General features: G+C 67.4%; 13 protein-coding genes. 6 read left to right on the top strand and 7 right to left on the bottom strand.

Going from position 1 to position 16,326, the window contains the following annotated elements:
* Positions 1 to 277: 277 nt before the first annotated feature.
* The gene (locus tag EB836_RS14705; protein ID WP_135541717.1) at positions 278 to 889 is read left to right on the top strand and encodes a DUF1990 domain-containing protein; all 612 of its coding nucleotides are present in this window, start codon (positions 278 to 280) and stop codon (positions 887 to 889) included.
* A gap of 90 nt (positions 890 to 979) precedes the next feature.
* Here EB836_RS14705 and EB836_RS14700 read toward each other — a convergent pair whose 3' ends face one another.
* From EB836_RS14700 to EB836_RS14685, 4 genes are all read right to left on the bottom strand, one after another.
* Positions 980 to 2,089 (bottom strand): M15 family metallopeptidase, encoded by a 1,110-nt coding sequence (locus tag EB836_RS14700; protein ID WP_135541715.1) that lies wholly within the window; start codon positions 2,087 to 2,089, stop codon positions 980 to 982.
* A 218-nt stretch (positions 2,090 to 2,307) separates the two neighbouring features.
* Positions 2,308 to 3,594, bottom strand: coding sequence for a sensor histidine kinase (locus tag EB836_RS14695; RefSeq protein ID WP_135541713.1), 1,287 nt, complete (start codon positions 3,592 to 3,594; stop codon positions 2,308 to 2,310).
* Positions 3,595 to 3,598: 4 nt separating this feature from the next.
* Positions 3,599 to 4,564, bottom strand: a complete 966-nt coding sequence (locus tag EB836_RS14690) for a response regulator transcription factor (RefSeq protein WP_135541711.1) — start codon at positions 4,562 to 4,564, stop codon at positions 3,599 to 3,601.
* The gene (locus EB836_RS14685; protein WP_240690019.1) at positions 4,564 to 5,349 is read right to left on the bottom strand and encodes a hypothetical protein; all 786 of its coding nucleotides are present in this window, start codon (positions 5,347 to 5,349) and stop codon (positions 4,564 to 4,566) included. Before EB836_RS14685 ends, EB836_RS14690 begins: the two co-directional genes overlap by 1 nt.
* A gap of 295 nt (positions 5,350 to 5,644) precedes the next feature.
* Between EB836_RS14685 and EB836_RS14680 the strand changes: the two genes are divergently transcribed.
* Positions 5,645 to 5,926 (top strand): hypothetical protein, encoded by a 282-nt coding sequence (locus tag EB836_RS14680; RefSeq protein ID WP_135541709.1) that lies wholly within the window; start codon positions 5,645 to 5,647, stop codon positions 5,924 to 5,926.
* 395 nt (positions 5,927 to 6,321) lie between these two features.
* Here the strand turns inward: EB836_RS14680 and EB836_RS14675 are convergent, their stop codons facing one another.
* From EB836_RS14675 to EB836_RS14665, 3 genes are all read right to left on the bottom strand, one after another.
* On the bottom strand, positions 6,322 to 8,715 hold the full coding sequence (locus EB836_RS14675; protein ID WP_135541707.1) for a heavy metal translocating P-type ATPase: 2,394 nt from the start codon (positions 8,713 to 8,715) through the stop codon (positions 6,322 to 6,324).
* Positions 8,715 to 8,927, bottom strand: coding sequence for a heavy-metal-associated domain-containing protein (locus EB836_RS14670; protein ID WP_135541705.1), 213 nt, complete (start codon positions 8,925 to 8,927; stop codon positions 8,715 to 8,717). The genes EB836_RS14675 and EB836_RS14670 overlap by 1 nt, the downstream gene beginning before the upstream one ends.
* A gap of 87 nt (positions 8,928 to 9,014) precedes the next feature.
* Positions 9,015 to 9,308 carry a metal-sensitive transcriptional regulator gene (locus EB836_RS14665; RefSeq protein ID WP_135541704.1) on the bottom strand — a complete coding sequence of 98 codons (294 nt, stop codon included), beginning with the start codon at positions 9,306 to 9,308 and terminating at the stop codon, positions 9,015 to 9,017.
* 115 nt (positions 9,309 to 9,423) lie between these two features.
* Here EB836_RS14665 and EB836_RS14660 point away from each other — a divergent pair, with 115 nt between their 5' ends.
* The 4 genes from EB836_RS14660 (at position 9,424) to EB836_RS14645 (ending at position 16,160) form a co-directional block, all read left to right on the top strand.
* Entirely contained in the window at positions 9,424 to 11,238 is a 1,815-nt protein-coding gene (locus tag EB836_RS14660) for a 2Fe-2S iron-sulfur cluster-binding protein (protein WP_135541702.1), read from the top strand.
* 88 nt (positions 11,239 to 11,326) lie between these two features.
* Positions 11,327 to 13,231, top strand: coding sequence for an ATP-binding protein (locus EB836_RS14655; RefSeq protein ID WP_135541700.1), 1,905 nt, complete (start codon positions 11,327 to 11,329; stop codon positions 13,229 to 13,231).
* Between the two features lie 91 nt (positions 13,232 to 13,322).
* Positions 13,323 to 14,057: a response regulator gene (locus tag EB836_RS14650; protein ID WP_135541698.1), complete on the top strand. Its 735-nt coding sequence runs from the start codon at positions 13,323 to 13,325 to the stop codon at positions 14,055 to 14,057.
* 93 nt (positions 14,058 to 14,150) lie between these two features.
* Positions 14,151 to 16,160, top strand: coding sequence for a penicillin-binding transpeptidase domain-containing protein (locus tag EB836_RS14645; protein ID WP_135541696.1), 2,010 nt, complete (start codon positions 14,151 to 14,153; stop codon positions 16,158 to 16,160).
* The last annotated feature ends 166 nt before the right edge of the window (positions 16,161 to 16,326 follow it).

The following is a 16,326-nucleotide window of genomic DNA, read 5'->3' as shown; positions in this document are numbered from 1 at the left end:
GCACCTGAGAGGTGCCCCTTTCTTGAACGGGAATGTTGACGTTAGACATCATCATTTTCCCAGTTCAGGAGGGGCATTTCCATTTCACACGCGGCTTTGAACAGCTACCCGCATCGGTGGATCAAGGGTAAGGGCCCCGGCGCGGGTGCGAGCACGGGCACGGGGACGGACCCCAGCACGGGCACGAGCACGGACACGGGCACGGGTAAGGGTCCCGGCACGGGCGCGGACCCCAGCACGGACCCCAGCACGGGTACGGGCACGTTAGATTGGTGGCATGGCCGAAAGCGCACACGATCGTCCCGAAACGCTCACGCATCCCCTCTCACCGAGGTGGCTGGAGCGACCCGACGGCTACCGCCATTTCGAGACCGCGTACTTCGTCGGGCACGGGAAGGACACCTTCGAACGCTGCGCCGAGGAGCTGCTGCATTGGGAGGTCAAGATCCGCAGCGGCTTCGACATCGACATCGGTGAGCGCGAGGCCGGCAGAGCAGGCGTCGGTGAGTGCGGAGACAGTGGGGGAATCGGTGGTGGCTGTGTAGATCGGGCAGGCAACAGCAGAAGTGCGCCGCCGCGGGTCGAGGCAGGACAGGAACCGACGATCCGAGTCCGCTTGGGCCCTTTCCGGCTGCCCGAGCCCTCCCGTGTCCTCGATGTGTTCGAGGCGACCGATCGGTGCGGTTTCACCTACGGCACGAAGCCGGGTCATCCGGTCACCGGGGAGGAGTCCTTCATCCTCGTGCGCACCCCCGATGACAGGGTGTTCCTCGTGCTGCGCTCGGTCTCACGGGCCGGAGCGGGCATCTGGCGCCTCGGCGAACCGTTCGTCAGGTTCGCGCAGGTGATCTATAGGCGCCGCTACGGCAGAGCACTGCTGCGAGGCTGAGCCGGGTGCGCGTCACGGCTGAAGCGCGGGCGCAGGGGCGGGCGTCCCGGCCGGGCCGGGTGGCCCGCTTCCAGGGGTTCGTGCCGCGGGTCAGTTGTCCTTGATCGACTGGCGGGCCGGGGTGTACTCCCAATGCCAGGGCTCGTACATACTCGACTTCGCCCAGTCAGGATTCTCCCAACCGTATTCGTCACCGTGCTCGACGAGCCAGCTCCAGGCGCCGGACTTCGATTCGACTCCGCCGCCGAGGTCGAGGGCGATTCCCCAACCGTGCAGCGATGTCCCCGGCTTCGCAGCCAGCCCCGGCTTCCGGCCGGCCACCGAAAGCTGCCCGGCCATGTCGCGGTAGGAGTCGGTGATCTGGAATTCCTTGCCGGTGTCCTTCTTGTAGGCGGCGTTCATCTTCGCGAAGGAGACCGCGGCATCGGCACGCAGGCGGTGGTCTTCCTTGCCGAGGTCGCACAGCCATTCCTCGGGCAGTTCGCCGTTGCCGGCGGATCGGTTGAAGTTCTGCTTCGCATCGCAGCCGGGCAGAGCGCTCTTCTCGACGGCGCGGGAAGCGGCTTCGACGTTCTTCTGCTTCGCGCTCGGGGCGCCGATCTCGACCGACGACTTCCCCTTCGACTCGGGGATCTCGGCATCGACTTTCTCCGGGCTGACCGCCGCAGGCTCTCCGGCGGCCGTGGGGTCGGTCTTGACCTCGGCACCACCGTTGAGATTGGTGACCAGCATCGTCACCGCAGTGGCGGCTCCGGCGACGGAGACGGCTGCCAGGGTCGAAACCGTCCGCACCTTCCGTCTGCGCACGGACTTGAGCAGGACACCGTCCGAACCGCGATGTTCTGCGGCTCCTGCGCTGACTCGACGAGCGGCAGGAGTCGTGGACGAGCCGAGGCTCGTGTGTGCTGCAGCGGATTCGCGGGCCCTGGCGGCCCGGCGCGGAGAGACGCCGGCAGCCTGAGCCTCTGCGGCCATTGCCGCACGGCGTGAGGGCAGGGGTGCGGAAGACGCACGGTGCTCGGCGGTCGTCGGGGTCGTGGCGGCCGTGTGCGTCGACGCCGCTGCCGTCGAGGTTTCGGTCAGGTCGGCCGGCGCCGAGACGCTGCGAGCGCTGGCGCGTCCGCGTGAGAACCGGGACTTCCGCCGGTGCAGATCGCGTCGACGCAATGGTGCCTCTGCGCTCGAGGGTGACTCTGACATAACTCTCCGTATGTGTCGCTGACTCGTCGAAGGCTGTCGGCCGATCCGACCGCTTCAACACAACATCACAAAAGTGTAACGGTCATGTATAGAAACTGTCATATATTCGTGATGAGTCGCACTCATGGTGATCGAGGCGACTGCGCGAAAATCCGGCAGGAACAGGGCGTCATCCCTGGTGAGCAGCTCAGAAGCGGGGGAGGGCCGCCTCGGCGAGGTTATTCTCCTGTGCTGTCGATGTACTGTCTCAGCGCGCGATCCTGGGCCTCTTCGTCGGGGAAGATCGCTTCGGTGCGGGCGCCGCCGGTGACGGAATCGTTGCTGAAGATCAGCGTGATGCCGAGCAGGCGGGCCTGGCCCTGAGCGATGACGAGGCCGAGGCCCATGCCGCCGCCTCCGGCAGAGACGAAGCGGGTCGGGCCGGTGTTGACGATGTCGGGCGGATAGCCGGGGCCGGAGTCGGTGATGACGATGCTGCGGGTGGAGGTCTCGAGGCGGATCGGGTCGCCGCCGTGCTTGATGGCGTTGACGAGCAGGTTCGAGATGATGCGTTCGAAGCGGCGCACATCGGTGACCAGCGTCGAGTTCAGCGCCGCCAGGTGGGTGTCGATCGTGTGCCCGGCCAGGGCTCCGGAAGCGTCCATCGTGCCGAGCAGGGAGCGGATCGCCTGATCGACGTCGACGCGGGTGAACTCGGGGTTCGCCCGCCCTGCGTCGAGTCGGGAGACCTCGAGGAGATCCTCGACGAGGACCTGCATCCGCTGCACTCGGTCCTTGACCAGTTCGGCCGGGCGGGAGTCCTCCTCGAGCAGGTTCGCGGCATTGACGAGCCCGGTCAGCGGGGTGCGCATCTCGTGCGCGAGGTCGGCGGTGAAGCGCTGTTCGGAGTCGATGCGTTCGGTCAGCCGGGCCACCGCGGTGTCGACGGCCGTGGCGAAGGCCCACACCTCCTGATCGGATTCGTCGATGACATCGGCGATGCGGGTCGAGGTGTCACCGCCGGCGATCTTGCGGGCGGCCTGCGCGCCGAGGGTGAGCCTGCGCGAGATGCGGCCGGCGACGATCGAGCCGACGCCGCCGACGACGAGGGCCGAACCGATCATGCCCACCAACAGCGCCTGGTCGATGCGACCGATGAGCACCTGGCTGTCTTTCGTCGAGGCACGCACGGAGATCACTTCGGTGTAGGAGCCGACCTCGATGGGGGCGGCCGCCCACACGATCTCCTCGCCGTCGACCTCGGACCGGATCGTCACGCTCTGGCCCTTGAGCGCCGAGCTGCGGGCGTCTTTGGGCAGCTGCGGGTCATCGATGCGGGCGTTGAGGGTGAGCACCCCGGTCTCGGAGAAGATGGCCGTCGCATTCGTCAGCTGCTCGGTCACGGTCGAGCGCATCCGGTCGTCCTCGGCGCGGGCCGCAGACTGGCGGAGCACGATCGAACAGGACAGGACGGCGATGATCACCGAGGCGACGATGAGCAGAGAGATTTTCCAGCGCAGCGACATGCGATCAGCCTGCGAAGCGGTAGCCGAATCCGCGAACGGTTTCGATCATGCTCGCCCCGATCTTCTTCCTCAGCCGCTGGATGTGGACGTCGACGACGCGGGAATCGCCGGCCCATTCGTAGCCCCACACTGTGAACGCGATCTTCTCGCGGGAGTAGACGTGTTCGGGCTGTTCGGTCAGCAGCAGGAGGACGCGCAGCTCGGTGGGAGTGAGGTGGACCTCCTCGCCGTCGATCTCCACGGTCAGGCGGCCGGTGTCGAGGACGAGGGAGCCCAGCCGGGTCCGGAACGGGCCCAGCCCGTCGTCACCGGTCGATCCGGGCTGCACGGACGGAGCGTCGCTGGGCCGCGGAGGAACCCCGGCGTCACCGCCGATGGCCTCTGCGTCCTCAGCCGCCTCGGGGGCGGTGGTGAATTTCCCGCCGGCGCCGAGGTAGGTGTCATCGGATTCGAGCTGCGCCCGCAGCCGATCCCGGGTGTCCATTCCGGGGCTGGCGCCGAGGACCTCGGGGATGCCGTCGCCGGTGACCATGCCGCCGGGACCGATCACGGTCTCCTCGGGTTCGTCCGCCTCGGGGGAGGGGGAGTAGCCGAACCGGTCTGTGCCGGTGGTGATGAAACGGCGCACGACGGCGCGGATCCGAGCGTTGAGGACCTGCATGTCGAAGGGTTTGGTGAGGTAGTCATCGGCTCCGGCTTCGAGGGCCTGGACGATGTCGATGGCATCGGAGCGGGCGGAGATGATGATGATCGGGATCGTCGAGCGCTCACGCACGGCGCGGCAGATGGAGGCGCCGTTCATCGTCGGCAGCATGAGGTCGAGGAGGAGGACGTCGGCACCGTGAGCGGAGACGAATTCGTACCCCTCGCGGCCGTCGGCAAACGCCGAGACCGTGTAATCGAAGCGTTCGAGCCCGATCTGGGTCGTTTCCCGGATGACCTCGTCATCCTCGACCAGAACTATATGCATTACGTTTCTCCATTAAGCCGCGTGAAGCGTTGACCTGGTTCAAACCTACCGTCGTGCAGGCGGAACACCTGCACCGACCAGCCTGACGGGCAGCAGGCGTCGTCCCCGTCTGCGAACATCGCCTCCTGCACCACCAGTGTCCCATTCTTGCCGGGACTGAGTTTGAGCTGATTTCCGGTGGCGATGAGTTCGAGCCGGGGTTTGCCGTTGTGTTTGCTGATGACCGCGCCCGCGATGAGCTCGTCGCGCTGCTGAGGGTTCGCCACCGTCACCACCTGGAACTTCTGATCGTCGCGGTGGAACGGAGTGGAGAACTTCAAGCACTCCTCGCAGTCGGCGACGACCTTCGCCGTCTCGGCGGCGCTGCCGGTGACCGCGACTCCCGAGGCGTCGACGATGGTCTTGCGGATCGTCTTGAGGGAGAACGGTTTGTTCGGCGGTCCGGCATCGGCGCTGTCGGGGGCGAAGAGGGACGGGGAGGGATTGCCCTCGGGTGAGACCTTGAGGCCGCGGTCGGGCCCGCATGCGGTGAGGGTGACCGCCATGACTGCGACGAGCATGATGGCGGCGAAGGCGCGAAGGGCGGTGCGGGGGCGCGGGGTGACGGCGATGTTCGGGGCGCCGGAGGAGTTCGTGTGGGGGATGTCCGGGGCGTGGGGGATGTCAGGGGTGCCGGTGACGCTCGATGTGCCGGTGTGCGCGCAGAACTCGAGACCAGGCCGGGCCTGGCCGGAGTGAAATGGGCGCAACGCCTCCCCGGAGGCGTGTCTGGAGGGGACGGACACATGCCTATTTTTGCCTGTTCTGAACTCGTAGTCCACCTGATCGTCTGGACAGGCGAGTCGGACCCGGCCGGGATGACCAGCGGTGGGACTGCTCTCGCACGGTTCAAGGTGTCTTGAAGCAACCTCGGTGAGGGTGGGAAGGGCGGTCGCGGTCCACCGCCCCGGGGCGGGAGCGGAGTGAGGGCGAGAGGGTGCCGCTCCGGGGCGGGAGCGGAGTGAGGGCGAGAAGTCGCGTGGGGATGACCTCGGTTCCGGGTGGGGTCGACTCTCAGGTCGGGCGGGTAGAATAGAGGGCATGGCGCCAACGAACACCCCGAAGAAGAAGTCCACAGGCGGCAAGCCGACGAGCACCGTGTCGTATAAGGACGCGATCAAGGTCGGCGTCGTCTGCGGGATTGCGACTCTGATCCTCGCGATCATCGTCACCCGATCCTGGCAGGACCCTCGTGCCTTCGGCTACGCATTCATCTACGCCGGTGCCGCATTCGTGGTGGTCGCCGGCTTCGCGAGCTACCTCAACTGGGTGATGCGCAAGGACACGCAGAACCAGAATCAGTCCTACCCGGTCCTCAAGTAGGACTCCTCAACTCGACGTCAGACAGGTCGGTCGGTGTTGGAAGCTTCACGGCTTCGACACCGACCGACCTGTCTGCATGTGTCGGGCGACTGAGCCGACGGCGTGTGCCGGACGACTGACCAGCCTGCGTGTGTCGGGCGACTGCGGCGGGAGCATCCCTCACCGTTAGCGGCTTGTCCTACGGTTGCTCCCGACTCGAACCGTCAGCGCCTCAACCACCCGGTGCTGCAGGAGGTTGTGACGCTGACGGTGACTGATGCCGCCTGAGGCCTGCGTCCGGCCACTCGCCACCCGGTGCGGTAGGAGGTTGTGACGCTAATGGTGACTGATGCCGCCCGCCCAGCCACCCGCTGCCCGCCTCGCCGCCCGGCCACCTGCCGCACAGCCCCTCGGGATCATTTGAAGCGGAGGAGGCGGAGACTGTTGAGGACGACGAAGACTGACGAGAACGCCATCGCGGCACCGGCGATCATCGGATCGAGCAGACCGAGGGCCGCGATCGGGATCGCCGCCGTATTGTAGGCGAAGGCCCAGAACAGGTTGCCCTTGATGAGCCCCAAGGTTCTGCGCGAGAGCCGGATCGCCTGCGGGATCTGGCGCGGATCGGATTTGACCATGGTGATGTCCGAAGCCGCCATGGCGGCATCGGTGCCCGAGCCCATCGCGATGCCGAGGTCGGCCCCGGCCAGAGCCGCGGCATCGTTGATCCCGTCGCCGACCATCGCCACGGCTCGGCCCCGTTCCTGGAGTTCGGCGACCACAGCGACCTTGCCTTCGGGGCGGACGTCGGCGCGCACCTCGTCGATCCCGAGGGACTCGGCGACCACCTGGGCGGCCTGCTCGTTGTCACCGGTGAGCAGCACGGTGTCGAGACCGAGCGAGTGCAGCTCGGCGATGGCATCGGCGGCCGAGGGCTTGGCCACGTCGGAGACGAAGCTCAGGCCCCGGAAGTCACCGTCGATGGCGAGCGCGACGATCGTGGCACCGCGCGGGACGGACTCGGCTGAGTAGTCGAGGCTGATGCCGTGCTCGCGGAGCAGCCCCGGGCGACCGGCGAGGACATCGGAGCCGTCGATCGTGGCCCGCAGGCCGCCGCCGGGAATGTTCTCGAAGTCCGTGACCGCACCACCGGATGTGACTGCACCACCGGATGTGACCGTGCTACCGGATGCGGCTGCCGCACCGGGCGTGGCTGCCGCATCGGACGTGACCGGATCATCGGACGCGACTGCCGCGCTCGCCGAGGCGGCCGCATCCGTCGCGCTGTATGTTTCCGTCCCGCCGGACGCCTCCGTGCCGGCAGCTTCGGATGAGGCCCCGACGGCCTCGGATGAGACATCAACGGCCTCGGGTGAGGCCCCGACGACCTCAGGTGAGGCAGCGACGATGGCACGCGCAATCGGATGCTCGCTGCGCGATTCCAGTCGCGCGAGGACCTCGAAGTCCGCCGGCGACAGGTCGGTTCCGACCAGACTCATCACGCCGGTGGTCAGGGTTCCGGTCTTGTCGAGGACGACCGTATCGATCCCGCGCGTGGACTCGAGCGCTTCGGGGCCGGAGACGAGGATGCCCAACTGCGACCCGCGCCCGGAGGACACGGCCAACGCGGTCGGGGTGGCCAGGCCCAGGGCGCAGGGACAGGCGATGATGAGGACGGTGAGCCCGGCGTGCAGGCCCGCGGCCCAATCGCCGGTGGTCAGTCCCCAGGTGAGTAGGGTGAGCACGGCGATGCCGAAGACGATCGGCACGAACACCGCTGAGATCCGATCCGCCAGACGCTGCACGGCCGGTTTGCCGGTCTGCGCGCGGCTGACGAGGTCGGCCATGGCTGCCAGGGTCGTGTCCGAACCGACTCGCGTGGCCCGCACCTCGAGTACCCCCGAGGTGTTGATCGTGGCTCCGGTGACGCTGTCGCCGGGCGCGACCTCGACCGGTACGGATTCGCCGCTGAGCATCGCCTCGTCGATGGCTGAATGTCCGGCGAGGACCTCACCGTCGGTGGCGATCTTCTCGCCGGGACGGGCGAGGAACACATCGCCGACGGCGAGTTCGTCGATCGGCACCTGTTCCTCGGTGCGGGTGCCGCCCGTCCTCTCGCGCAGCACCGTCGCCGACTTTGCGCCGAGGTCGAGCAGGGCCTTCAGCGCGGCGGTGGCCCGGGACTTCGCCCGATCCTCGGTGAGCTTGCCGATGAGCAGGAACACCGTGATCGCCGCGGCGGCTTCGAACCACACATGGTATTCGCCGGGCACATTCCAGCCGTGGCCGTCGGCCACCGCCCGCCCGAGCGTGAAATAGGAGTACAGGCTGGCCACGGTGATGCCGACGCTGACGAGGGTGTCCATCGTCGTCGACCCTCCGCGGGCGGCCTTGAACGCCGCCGAGTGGAACGGCCACGCACCCCACGTGACCACCGGCAGGGCCAGCAGACCGGCCACCCACTGCCAACCGGCGAAGTGCCAGCTCATGACCATCGAGATCGCCACGATCGGTGCGGCCAGGACGAGCGAGCCGAAGAATCGCGGCCGCAGGTGCCGCGGGTCGTAATCGACGATCTCGGGACCGGACCCGCCCGACGGGGAGCGCACCGTGGCACCGTATCCGGCCTTTTCGACGGCGGCGGTGATGTCGTCGTCGCGCAGCTCGGATTCGATGATCACGTGCGCGGTCTCCAGCGGCAGGTTGACCTCCGCGGTGACCCCGTCGAGGCGGGTGAGCTTCTTCTCGATGCGGGCCGAACAGGATGCGCAGGTCATCCCCGTGATGTCGAGATCGACCTCGCGTGACATCACTTCACCTCGTAGCCGGCCTCATCGACGGCGGCACGGATCGCCGCATCGTCGAGGGCATCCGCCGAGGTGATCGTGACCGGGGAATCGCCCCCGGCGTTGAGTTCGATGGAGACGTCGCTCACGCCCGCAAGGGCCCCGAGCTCTTCCTTGACAGCGGCTTCGCAGTGTCCGCAGGTCATGCCCGAGACGGTGATGTTCGTGGTCGTCATCTTTTCTCCTATCAGCGGTGAATGGTGCCCGAAGCCTGCAGCTTTCGGCGTCGTCCGGCTCCCGAGGAGCGGACGCGGCCCAGAGGCTCAGCTCTTGATGAGTCGGGCGATTGCGGCTGATGCCTCCTCGACCTTCTTCCGCGCGGCTTCGTCGTCGCCGGATGAGGCGGCGTCGACCACGCAGTGAGCGATGTGCTCTTCGAGGAGGTTGATGGAGACCGCGTGCAGCGCGGCTGTCGCGGCGGAGACCTGGGTGAGGATGTCGATGCAGTACTTGTCGTCATCGATCATCTTCCCGATGCCGCGGACCTGTCCTTCGATCCGCTTCATCCTCCGCGCGAGAGCGTCCTTCTGCGGGGTGTATCCATGGTGCTCAGTCATGCTCACACCGTATACCCCTATAGGGTATAAATCAACGGCACCCCTCGCCGAAGCGGCCCCGCCGTCCCACCCCGCCCCGTGCCGGCCGGGTGGGCGGAGTCCTACAATCGAAGACATGCGAGTTGCCAGACTGTTCCGTTTCCCCGTCAAGGGATTCCCCGCCGAAGAGCTCACCGAAGCCCGTGTGGTCAAGGGACACGGAATCCGCGGCGACCGCGTCACCGCGTTCACCAACGGCAGCCTCGACGTTCCCGATGACGCCTGGCACTCCTATTCCGCCTTCACGGTGCTCAAGAACGACCCCGAACTGCAGAAGTGGGGCGTGAGTGCCACCCTCGCCGAGGAGGCTGCCGGCGATTCCGCGAACGCCGATGACTCCGAGGGCGGCGGTCGCGCGGAAGAATCCGCGACCGTGACGCTGACGTCGCCGGCCGGGGAGGCGACGACGTTCGCCACGGACGACGCGGACAGCCGTGCCGCCTCGGCGGAATTCCTCTCGAAGCGCATACCCCCTCAGGGTACATTTCCGCGGTCTCTGGCGGTCGCGGAACAGGGGATGTTCGACTCGCAGAAGTCGGGGATCTCGATCATCAATCCGGCCTCGGTGGAGGCGATCTCCGCGACCGAGGAGGGAATCGAGGGCCTCGACCTCGATCCGCTGCGCTTCCGCGGCAACGTCCTCGTCGAGGGCCTCGCCCCGTTCGAGGAGTTCGCGCTCATCGGCTCGATCGTCCGCCTCGGCGGGGTGCGACTGGCGATCCGCTCGTCGATCGAACGGTGCCCGGCGACGACGGTCAACCCCGTGACGAAGGCCGTCGACGTCAACGTCCCGCGGCTGCTCAACTCCGCGTGCGGTCACCTGCACTGCGGCGTCTACGGCGAGATCCTCGACACCGGCGATGTCGCGGTCGGCGATGAGATCGGCGTCGAGGGCCGGGCCCCGCGCGAACTCGTCAAGACCGCGCGCACCCCGCGATTCATGACGGTGGTCGGCAAGCAGCAGATCTGCAATGACATCGTCGAGGTCTCCCTGCGCGATGATCTCGGCTGGATCCGCGAATTCGACGAACCGGGCATGAACCTGCGCGTCCACCTCGAACTCGGTGCGCCGTTCTGGCGCACGTACACGATCACCGACGTCGTCGACGACATCGTGCGCATCGCCGTGCGCACCCAGGGGCGGGGATCCCGCGCGGTCGCCTCCCTCGAGGACGGGGAGCGCATCCTCACCTCCGGTCCGCACGGAACCATGACCGCCTCCCGCGTCTTCGGAGGGACGACGGCCCTGGTCACCGCCGGAATCGGGATCACCCCGAGCCTCGGACTGCTGCGCGTTGAGGGGCATGGCGAACTGCCCGAGACCGACCGGATCAAACTCTTCCACATCGACCGCGACCACCGCACCGCGTGCCTGTGGAACCGACTGCAGGACCGCGCCACCGGCGGTCGGATCCCCGTCGAAGCCCACCACCGCGACACCGCGACCGCCGGGCGACCGAGCCACCGCGAACTCGTCGACTGGGTGGCCGGATGCGACAACGTCATGGTCTGCGGGCCCCGCGACTTCACCGCCGCCGTGCTCGCGGCAAGCGACGAAGCGGGAGTCCCCGCCGTCCACCAGGAGACCTTCGCCTCCCCGAACACGGGCATGAGCGAGACCATCGCCGCCTGCCCGCCCGCCGAGGTGACGCTGGAGAATTCCGGCACGAGCTTCATGTGGCAACCGCAGGAGGGCACCCTGCTCGAATCCCTGGAAGCCCGCGGGTTCCAATCCGCGAGCTCCTGCCGCGGTGGATCCTGCGGAACCTGCGCGGTGTCCCTGACCGCCGGTTCCGTGCTCTACCCCATCGAACCGGTCGCCCAGGTCGACACCGACGAAGTGCTCGTGTGCTCCGCGATCCCGGCCGGACCGATCAGCCTCCGCCTCTGAGCCCGAACTCGGACGGCCGCCTCGGCGAGGCGGTTCCGCCTTCTTCGCCCCACCGGACGGCGGTGAGACGGGTGGCACAATGGTTTCCATGCCCAGAAAGAAGCGCTCCGTCCTGACGACGGCCACCACCGGACCGGTGGGCCGTCTGAGTCGGTGGGTCCGCCTTTCCGCGGCCGGACGGATCATGTTCGCGAACTCGATCATGCTCGTGGGCATCATGGTGCTCACGACGAGTCTGCTCTACCTCCAGCTCTCCCAGCTGAACACGAAGCGCGAACAGGACCTGCTGCGCTCGGCCGCCGACAACATGTCGCTGTCGCTCGGGCTCGTCGGCACCGGTGAGGCCGGCAGCGACGACTTCCTCGACGCGGAGTCCCGCGCCGATGTCGAGACGATGCTCGGCAACGTCATCAGCCAATACGGGTTCGACATCGCCGCCGTCGTGCCCATCGACTTCCTCCTCACCCCGCCGACCCTGGGCTCTCCTGACCGACAGCAGGCGCTGGAGAAGAAGGCCGCCTCGGCGAATTCCGGCACGATCCCCGAGGACTCGATCGATCAGCTGGCCCAATCCGTCGACGAGGAGTCTCTCGAGAAGGGGCGGACGACTGTGCGCTTCATCGACGACGGCGGGCCCGGCGACGGCACCATGTACGTCGTCACCCCGGTCTATGCCGAACACCTCGGCGCCGACGGCGTGGGACCGGACACCGTGGTCGGGGCTGTGATCGTCGGCAGCTCCGCCGACTCGGTCCGCGAAGGCTTCCTCGCGCAGGGCAAATGGCTCATCGGCATCGCGGTGCTCACTCTGCTCCTGGGCATCGGCTCGTCATGGGTGACCTCCCGCGGGCTGCGCCGGGTCACCGGCGACTACGGAGCCGACGAACTGCGCAGCATGCTCGACTTCTACTCCTCCGTACTCAAAGCGGTCTCCGAGGGCCTGCTCCTCGTCGACCGGCTGCGGGGGATCGTGCTCATCAACGCCGAAGCCCGCGAGCTGCTCGGCCTGCCGGCGGCCGCAGACGATGCCGACCCGGCCCGCGCCTCGACGGAGGAGATGCCCTTGAACGGCGTCGACCTGCCCGAGGCCCTGCATGACCTGCTCGCTTCCGGCCGCTGGGCCCGCGACGAGATCCACTACACCGATGACCGGGTGCTCGTGGTCAATCAGCAGCCCACCGAGGCGGCCAGCGACACCTGGGTCGTGACCATGCGCGACCACACGGAGCTGGCCGAACTCTCCGGCGAACTCGTCTCCGTGCGCTCATTCTCCGATTCCCTGCGGGCCCAGACCCACGAATACGCGAACCGGCTGCACATGGTCGTGTCCCTGCTCGAGACCGGGCACGTCGACGAGGCCATCGACTTCGCCGCCAAAGACCTCGACGACCTCAACCGCGTCAACGGAGACGGGTCGATGACCTTCGACCACCCCGTCCTGTCCGCCCTGCTGCTGTCGAAGATCGCCCAAGCCGCCGAGGTGGGGATCGAGATGACGGTGGACACCGCGGGTCTCACGGGCCGCCTCAGCGGGGACGACCGGGATCTCGCGACGATCCTCGGCAACCTCATCGACAATGCCTTCGACGCGCTGGGCAGGCAGGACGTGCTGCCCGAGGACAAGCGAGTCCACGTCGAACTGTCCGGCTCGGGTGGATCCGGAGGGTTCACGATCGAGGTCAGCGACGATGGTCCCGGCATCGACGAGGAGCACCTCGATGCGATCTTCGAACGCGGATGGTCGACGAAGCACGACGGCGTCGAGACCGACCAGGGGCAGGGACGTCAGCAGACGGGCACCCGCGGAGTCGGGCTCTCGCTGGTCGTGCAGGCGATCCGCCGCCTCGGGGGAGCCGTGGACGTGCAGGGCCGGGGTGAGGACTGCGACCGATTCAAGGGCGCCGTGCTCACGGTGTGGCTGCCGGACCGCCTCGGCGCCGTGGCCGCGGCGGGGGCCGCAGCGGACGCAGGCACTCATCCTGACCGGGAGTGAGCCCGAGCCTGTGGCCGTCATGGAACAGCGATGTGCCCGGACTGCAACACGATCGGGGTCGCTGTCAAACGGCTGAAGCTAGACTGACAGCATGTCGGATACAACTGCCCCAGGGTCGAGCATCGGTGTGCTCGTCGTCGAGGACGAGATGGTCGCCGCCCGTGCCCACGCGAAGTACGTCGACCGCCTCGACGGCTATCACGTTGCGGGGGTGGCGAAGAACGCCACCCAGGCGATGGCCGCTCTGACCGGACAGATCTGCGGTCTCGACCCCGCCGGCATCCACCTCGTACTCCTCGATATGAACCTGCCCGACGGCCACGGGCTCCAGGTCTGCCGAGCCATCCGCGGCCAACGTGTCGACGTGGACATCATCGCCGTCACCGCCGCCAGGGACATGCAGATCGTGCAGGAGGCCCTGTCCTACGGGGTCGCCCAGTACATCATCAAGCCCTTCACGTTCCCCGTCTTCAAATCCAAACTCGAGGCGTACTCCTCATTCCGCAACCGCCTCGGCGGTGATTCGAATGACGGCGAAGTCACGCAGACCGAGGTCGACAAGGCGATCTCGGCACTGCGCACCCACACCGTGGCCGCGACCGCGAAGGGCGTGCCCGATGCGGTGCAGGACGAAGTCCGCGTCCTGCTGAATGAGAATCCCGGACAGTCCGCCGCCGAGGTGGCCGAAGGCCTCGGAGTCTCGCGTGTCACCGCTCGCCGCTACCTCGAATCCATGGCCGACGCGGGCATGCTCGAACGTCGTCCCCGCTACGGGGCGACCGGCCGCCCCGTCCTCGAATACACCGTCGTTTTCGACGCCACCTGACCGCACCGTCGCGGCGGGCGAGGGGATCAGCCGACCGCGACGCTTCGGGGTCCGGCGATGGACATCGCGAACACCTCGGTGGAGGATGGTTCCATGTCGAAGAAGTCGCAGGTCTGGTTGGCCACCGTCCTTGTCCTCATCCTGCTTCTCGGTGCTGGTGCCTTCGCGATCTTCCGACTCCCCATGCTCAAGTCCACCGCGGCGCAGGCCGCCGCCCACGATCTCGCCGAGGGGCAGCTGACCTCGGACATCTGGCATGAGAAGGACCTCGCTCAGGGCCTGTTCGACCGGGTCACGAAATCCTTGGGCAAGCGGGTCGATCTGCGCTCGGTCACCGTCGAGGACATCACCGAATCCGAGGGCCGGACCGTGGCGAGACTCGACTGGACTTGGGCGAACCTCGACGGTGAGGCCTGGAAGTACAGTTCCGAACTGCCGCTGGAGAAGAAGGGCCTCTTCTGGTGGGCGGGCCTCACCGAGAAGTCCATCCACCCGAAACTCGCTCGTGGCGGCAGCTTCGCACTGCGCGCGAACCCGGGCAGACGAGGAAAGATCCTCGGCGCCGACGACGCAGTGCTCATGGAGGAAGGGAAGGTCGTCGATATCGGCCTCCACCCGAACCGCTTGGAGCCCGACACCCTCGGCAGACTCGTCGACGCGCTCAACAAGGACGTCGACTCCCTCGACCTCGACGTCGGGGACCTCGAAGACGCGGTCGACGAGGCGGAGGGCAACCGACTCGTCCCCGTCGTGACCCTGCGCGAAGACGACTACGCACGGGTCAAGGACGCCATCCACGACCTGCCGGGGGTCCTCTTCTCCGAAGACAGTCAGACGCTCACGCGAAGCCGCGGATTCGCACAGGCCACCCTCGGCTCGGCCGGGCCCGCCAGCGCCGAAGACATCAAGAGTTCCGACGGTGAGGTCATCGCCGGAGACATCGTCGGACGCACCGGTTTGCAGAAGACCTTCAACACCCGACTCAGCGGCCCCGGCAGCGTCGAAGTCTTCGCCAAAGGCGATGCGACCGATGACAAAGGCGGCACGACGAAGCTGACGAGCCTGCACGCCTTCGAGCAGAAGGACGGCGAGGACGTCGAGACCACCCTCGATGTGAAGACCCAGAACGCCGCAGACAAGGCAGCCGCCACGGGGAAGAAGCCGACCGCCGTCGTCGTCATCCGGCCCAGTGACGGTCGCGTGCTGGCCGTGGCCAACCACGATCCGAAGGGCGCGGCCTGGGACCGGGCGCTGAGCGGGCAATACGCTCCCGGTTCGGTGTTCAAGATCGCCTCGGGACTCGCGCTCCTCGAATCCGGGGTGAAGCTCAGCGACGATATCGCCTGCCCGCAGACCGTGACGGTCGGTGGGAAGAAGTTCAAGAACGCCGAGGATGAGGTCCTCGGGAAGGTCACCTTCGCCGAGGATTTCGCCCACTCCTGCAACACCGCCTTCGTGTCCTCGGGAGAGAAGGTCAGTGGCGATGACGTGGCGGACGCGGCCGCCCAGCTCGGCATGACGCCCGGGGTCGGGACGGAGGAAAGCGGCTCCGGCAAGGACGCAGACGACTTCAGGAAGAACACAGCCGGTGCGGGAGCCCTGGGCATCGGCGCGAAGATGGCCTCGGTGCCGGCCGACGGCGACGAGGTCACGCACGCCGCGCAGATGATCGGCCAGGGCAAGGTTCAGGCGAGCCCGCTGGCAGTGGCGACGATGGCCGCCTCGGTGACGGCCGGCGAGACTGTGGCCCCGCAGCTCATCGGCGGCGATGCCCGCGATGATGCGAACGCGGACGACGAGGGCACAGATGGTGCCGCCGAGGACGCTCCCACACTCGATGGGGACGCGGCGAAGGAGCTCTCGGACATGATGCGCGAAGCTGTCACCGACGGCACCGCCACCGCGCTCAAGGACGTTCCCGGCGATCCCGTTCACGGCAAGACCGGCACCGCCGAATACGGTGACGAGACCCCGCCGCGCACACACTCGTGGTTCGCCGGATTCCAAGGGGACCTGGCCGTGGCGGTCCTCGTCGAGGACGGCGGATTCGGCGCCGAGGCGGCCGTGCCCGTCGCGCACGAATTCTTCGACCGCATCAACTGAGTTTGCACCGACCGAGCTCTACCGGGCCAGCTTGGGCCGAAACATAGGTCGCAATCGGACAACCGGGCAAAAACATAGGTCGCAATCGGACATTTTCTGACGACAGAAATGTCCGATTGCGACCTGGATTTGGGGAAGTGTCCGATCGCGACCACATCTGGCCGAG

Source organism: Brevibacterium sp. S111, assembly GCF_004745075.1.
Lineage (GTDB): Bacteria > Actinomycetota > Actinomycetes > Actinomycetales > Brevibacteriaceae > Brevibacterium.
The sequence above is the reverse complement of the archived record's forward strand: the minus strand, read 5'-3'. Positions and strand labels throughout refer to the sequence as shown.

Coding starts and splice junctions, on each gene's coding strand:
- EB836_RS14705 (WP_135541717.1), top strand. CDS start 278: ATGGCCGAAAGCGCACACGATCGTCCCGAAACGCTCACGCATCCCCTC.
- EB836_RS14700 (WP_135541715.1), bottom strand. CDS start 2,089: ATGTCAGAGTCACCCTCGAGCGCAGAGGCACCATTGCGTCGACGCGAT.
- EB836_RS14695 (WP_135541713.1), bottom strand. CDS start 3,594: ATGTCGCTGCGCTGGAAAATCTCTCTGCTCATCGTCGCCTCGGTGATC.
- EB836_RS14690 (WP_135541711.1), bottom strand. CDS start 4,564: ATGCATATAGTTCTGGTCGAGGATGACGAGGTCATCCGGGAAACGACC.
- EB836_RS14680 (WP_135541709.1), top strand. CDS start 5,645: ATGGCGCCAACGAACACCCCGAAGAAGAAGTCCACAGGCGGCAAGCCG.
- EB836_RS14675 (WP_135541707.1), bottom strand. CDS start 8,715: ATGTCACGCGAGGTCGATCTCGACATCACGGGGATGACCTGCGCATCC.
- EB836_RS14670 (WP_135541705.1), bottom strand. CDS start 8,927: ATGACGACCACGAACATCACCGTCTCGGGCATGACCTGCGGACACTGC.
- EB836_RS14665 (WP_135541704.1), bottom strand. CDS start 9,308: ATGACTGAGCACCATGGATACACCCCGCAGAAGGACGCTCTCGCGCGG.
- EB836_RS14660 (WP_135541702.1), top strand. CDS start 9,424: ATGCGAGTTGCCAGACTGTTCCGTTTCCCCGTCAAGGGATTCCCCGCC.
- EB836_RS14655 (WP_135541700.1), top strand. CDS start 11,327: ATGCCCAGAAAGAAGCGCTCCGTCCTGACGACGGCCACCACCGGACCG.
- EB836_RS14650 (WP_135541698.1), top strand. CDS start 13,323: ATGTCGGATACAACTGCCCCAGGGTCGAGCATCGGTGTGCTCGTCGTC.
- EB836_RS14645 (WP_135541696.1), top strand. CDS start 14,151: ATGTCGAAGAAGTCGCAGGTCTGGTTGGCCACCGTCCTTGTCCTCATC.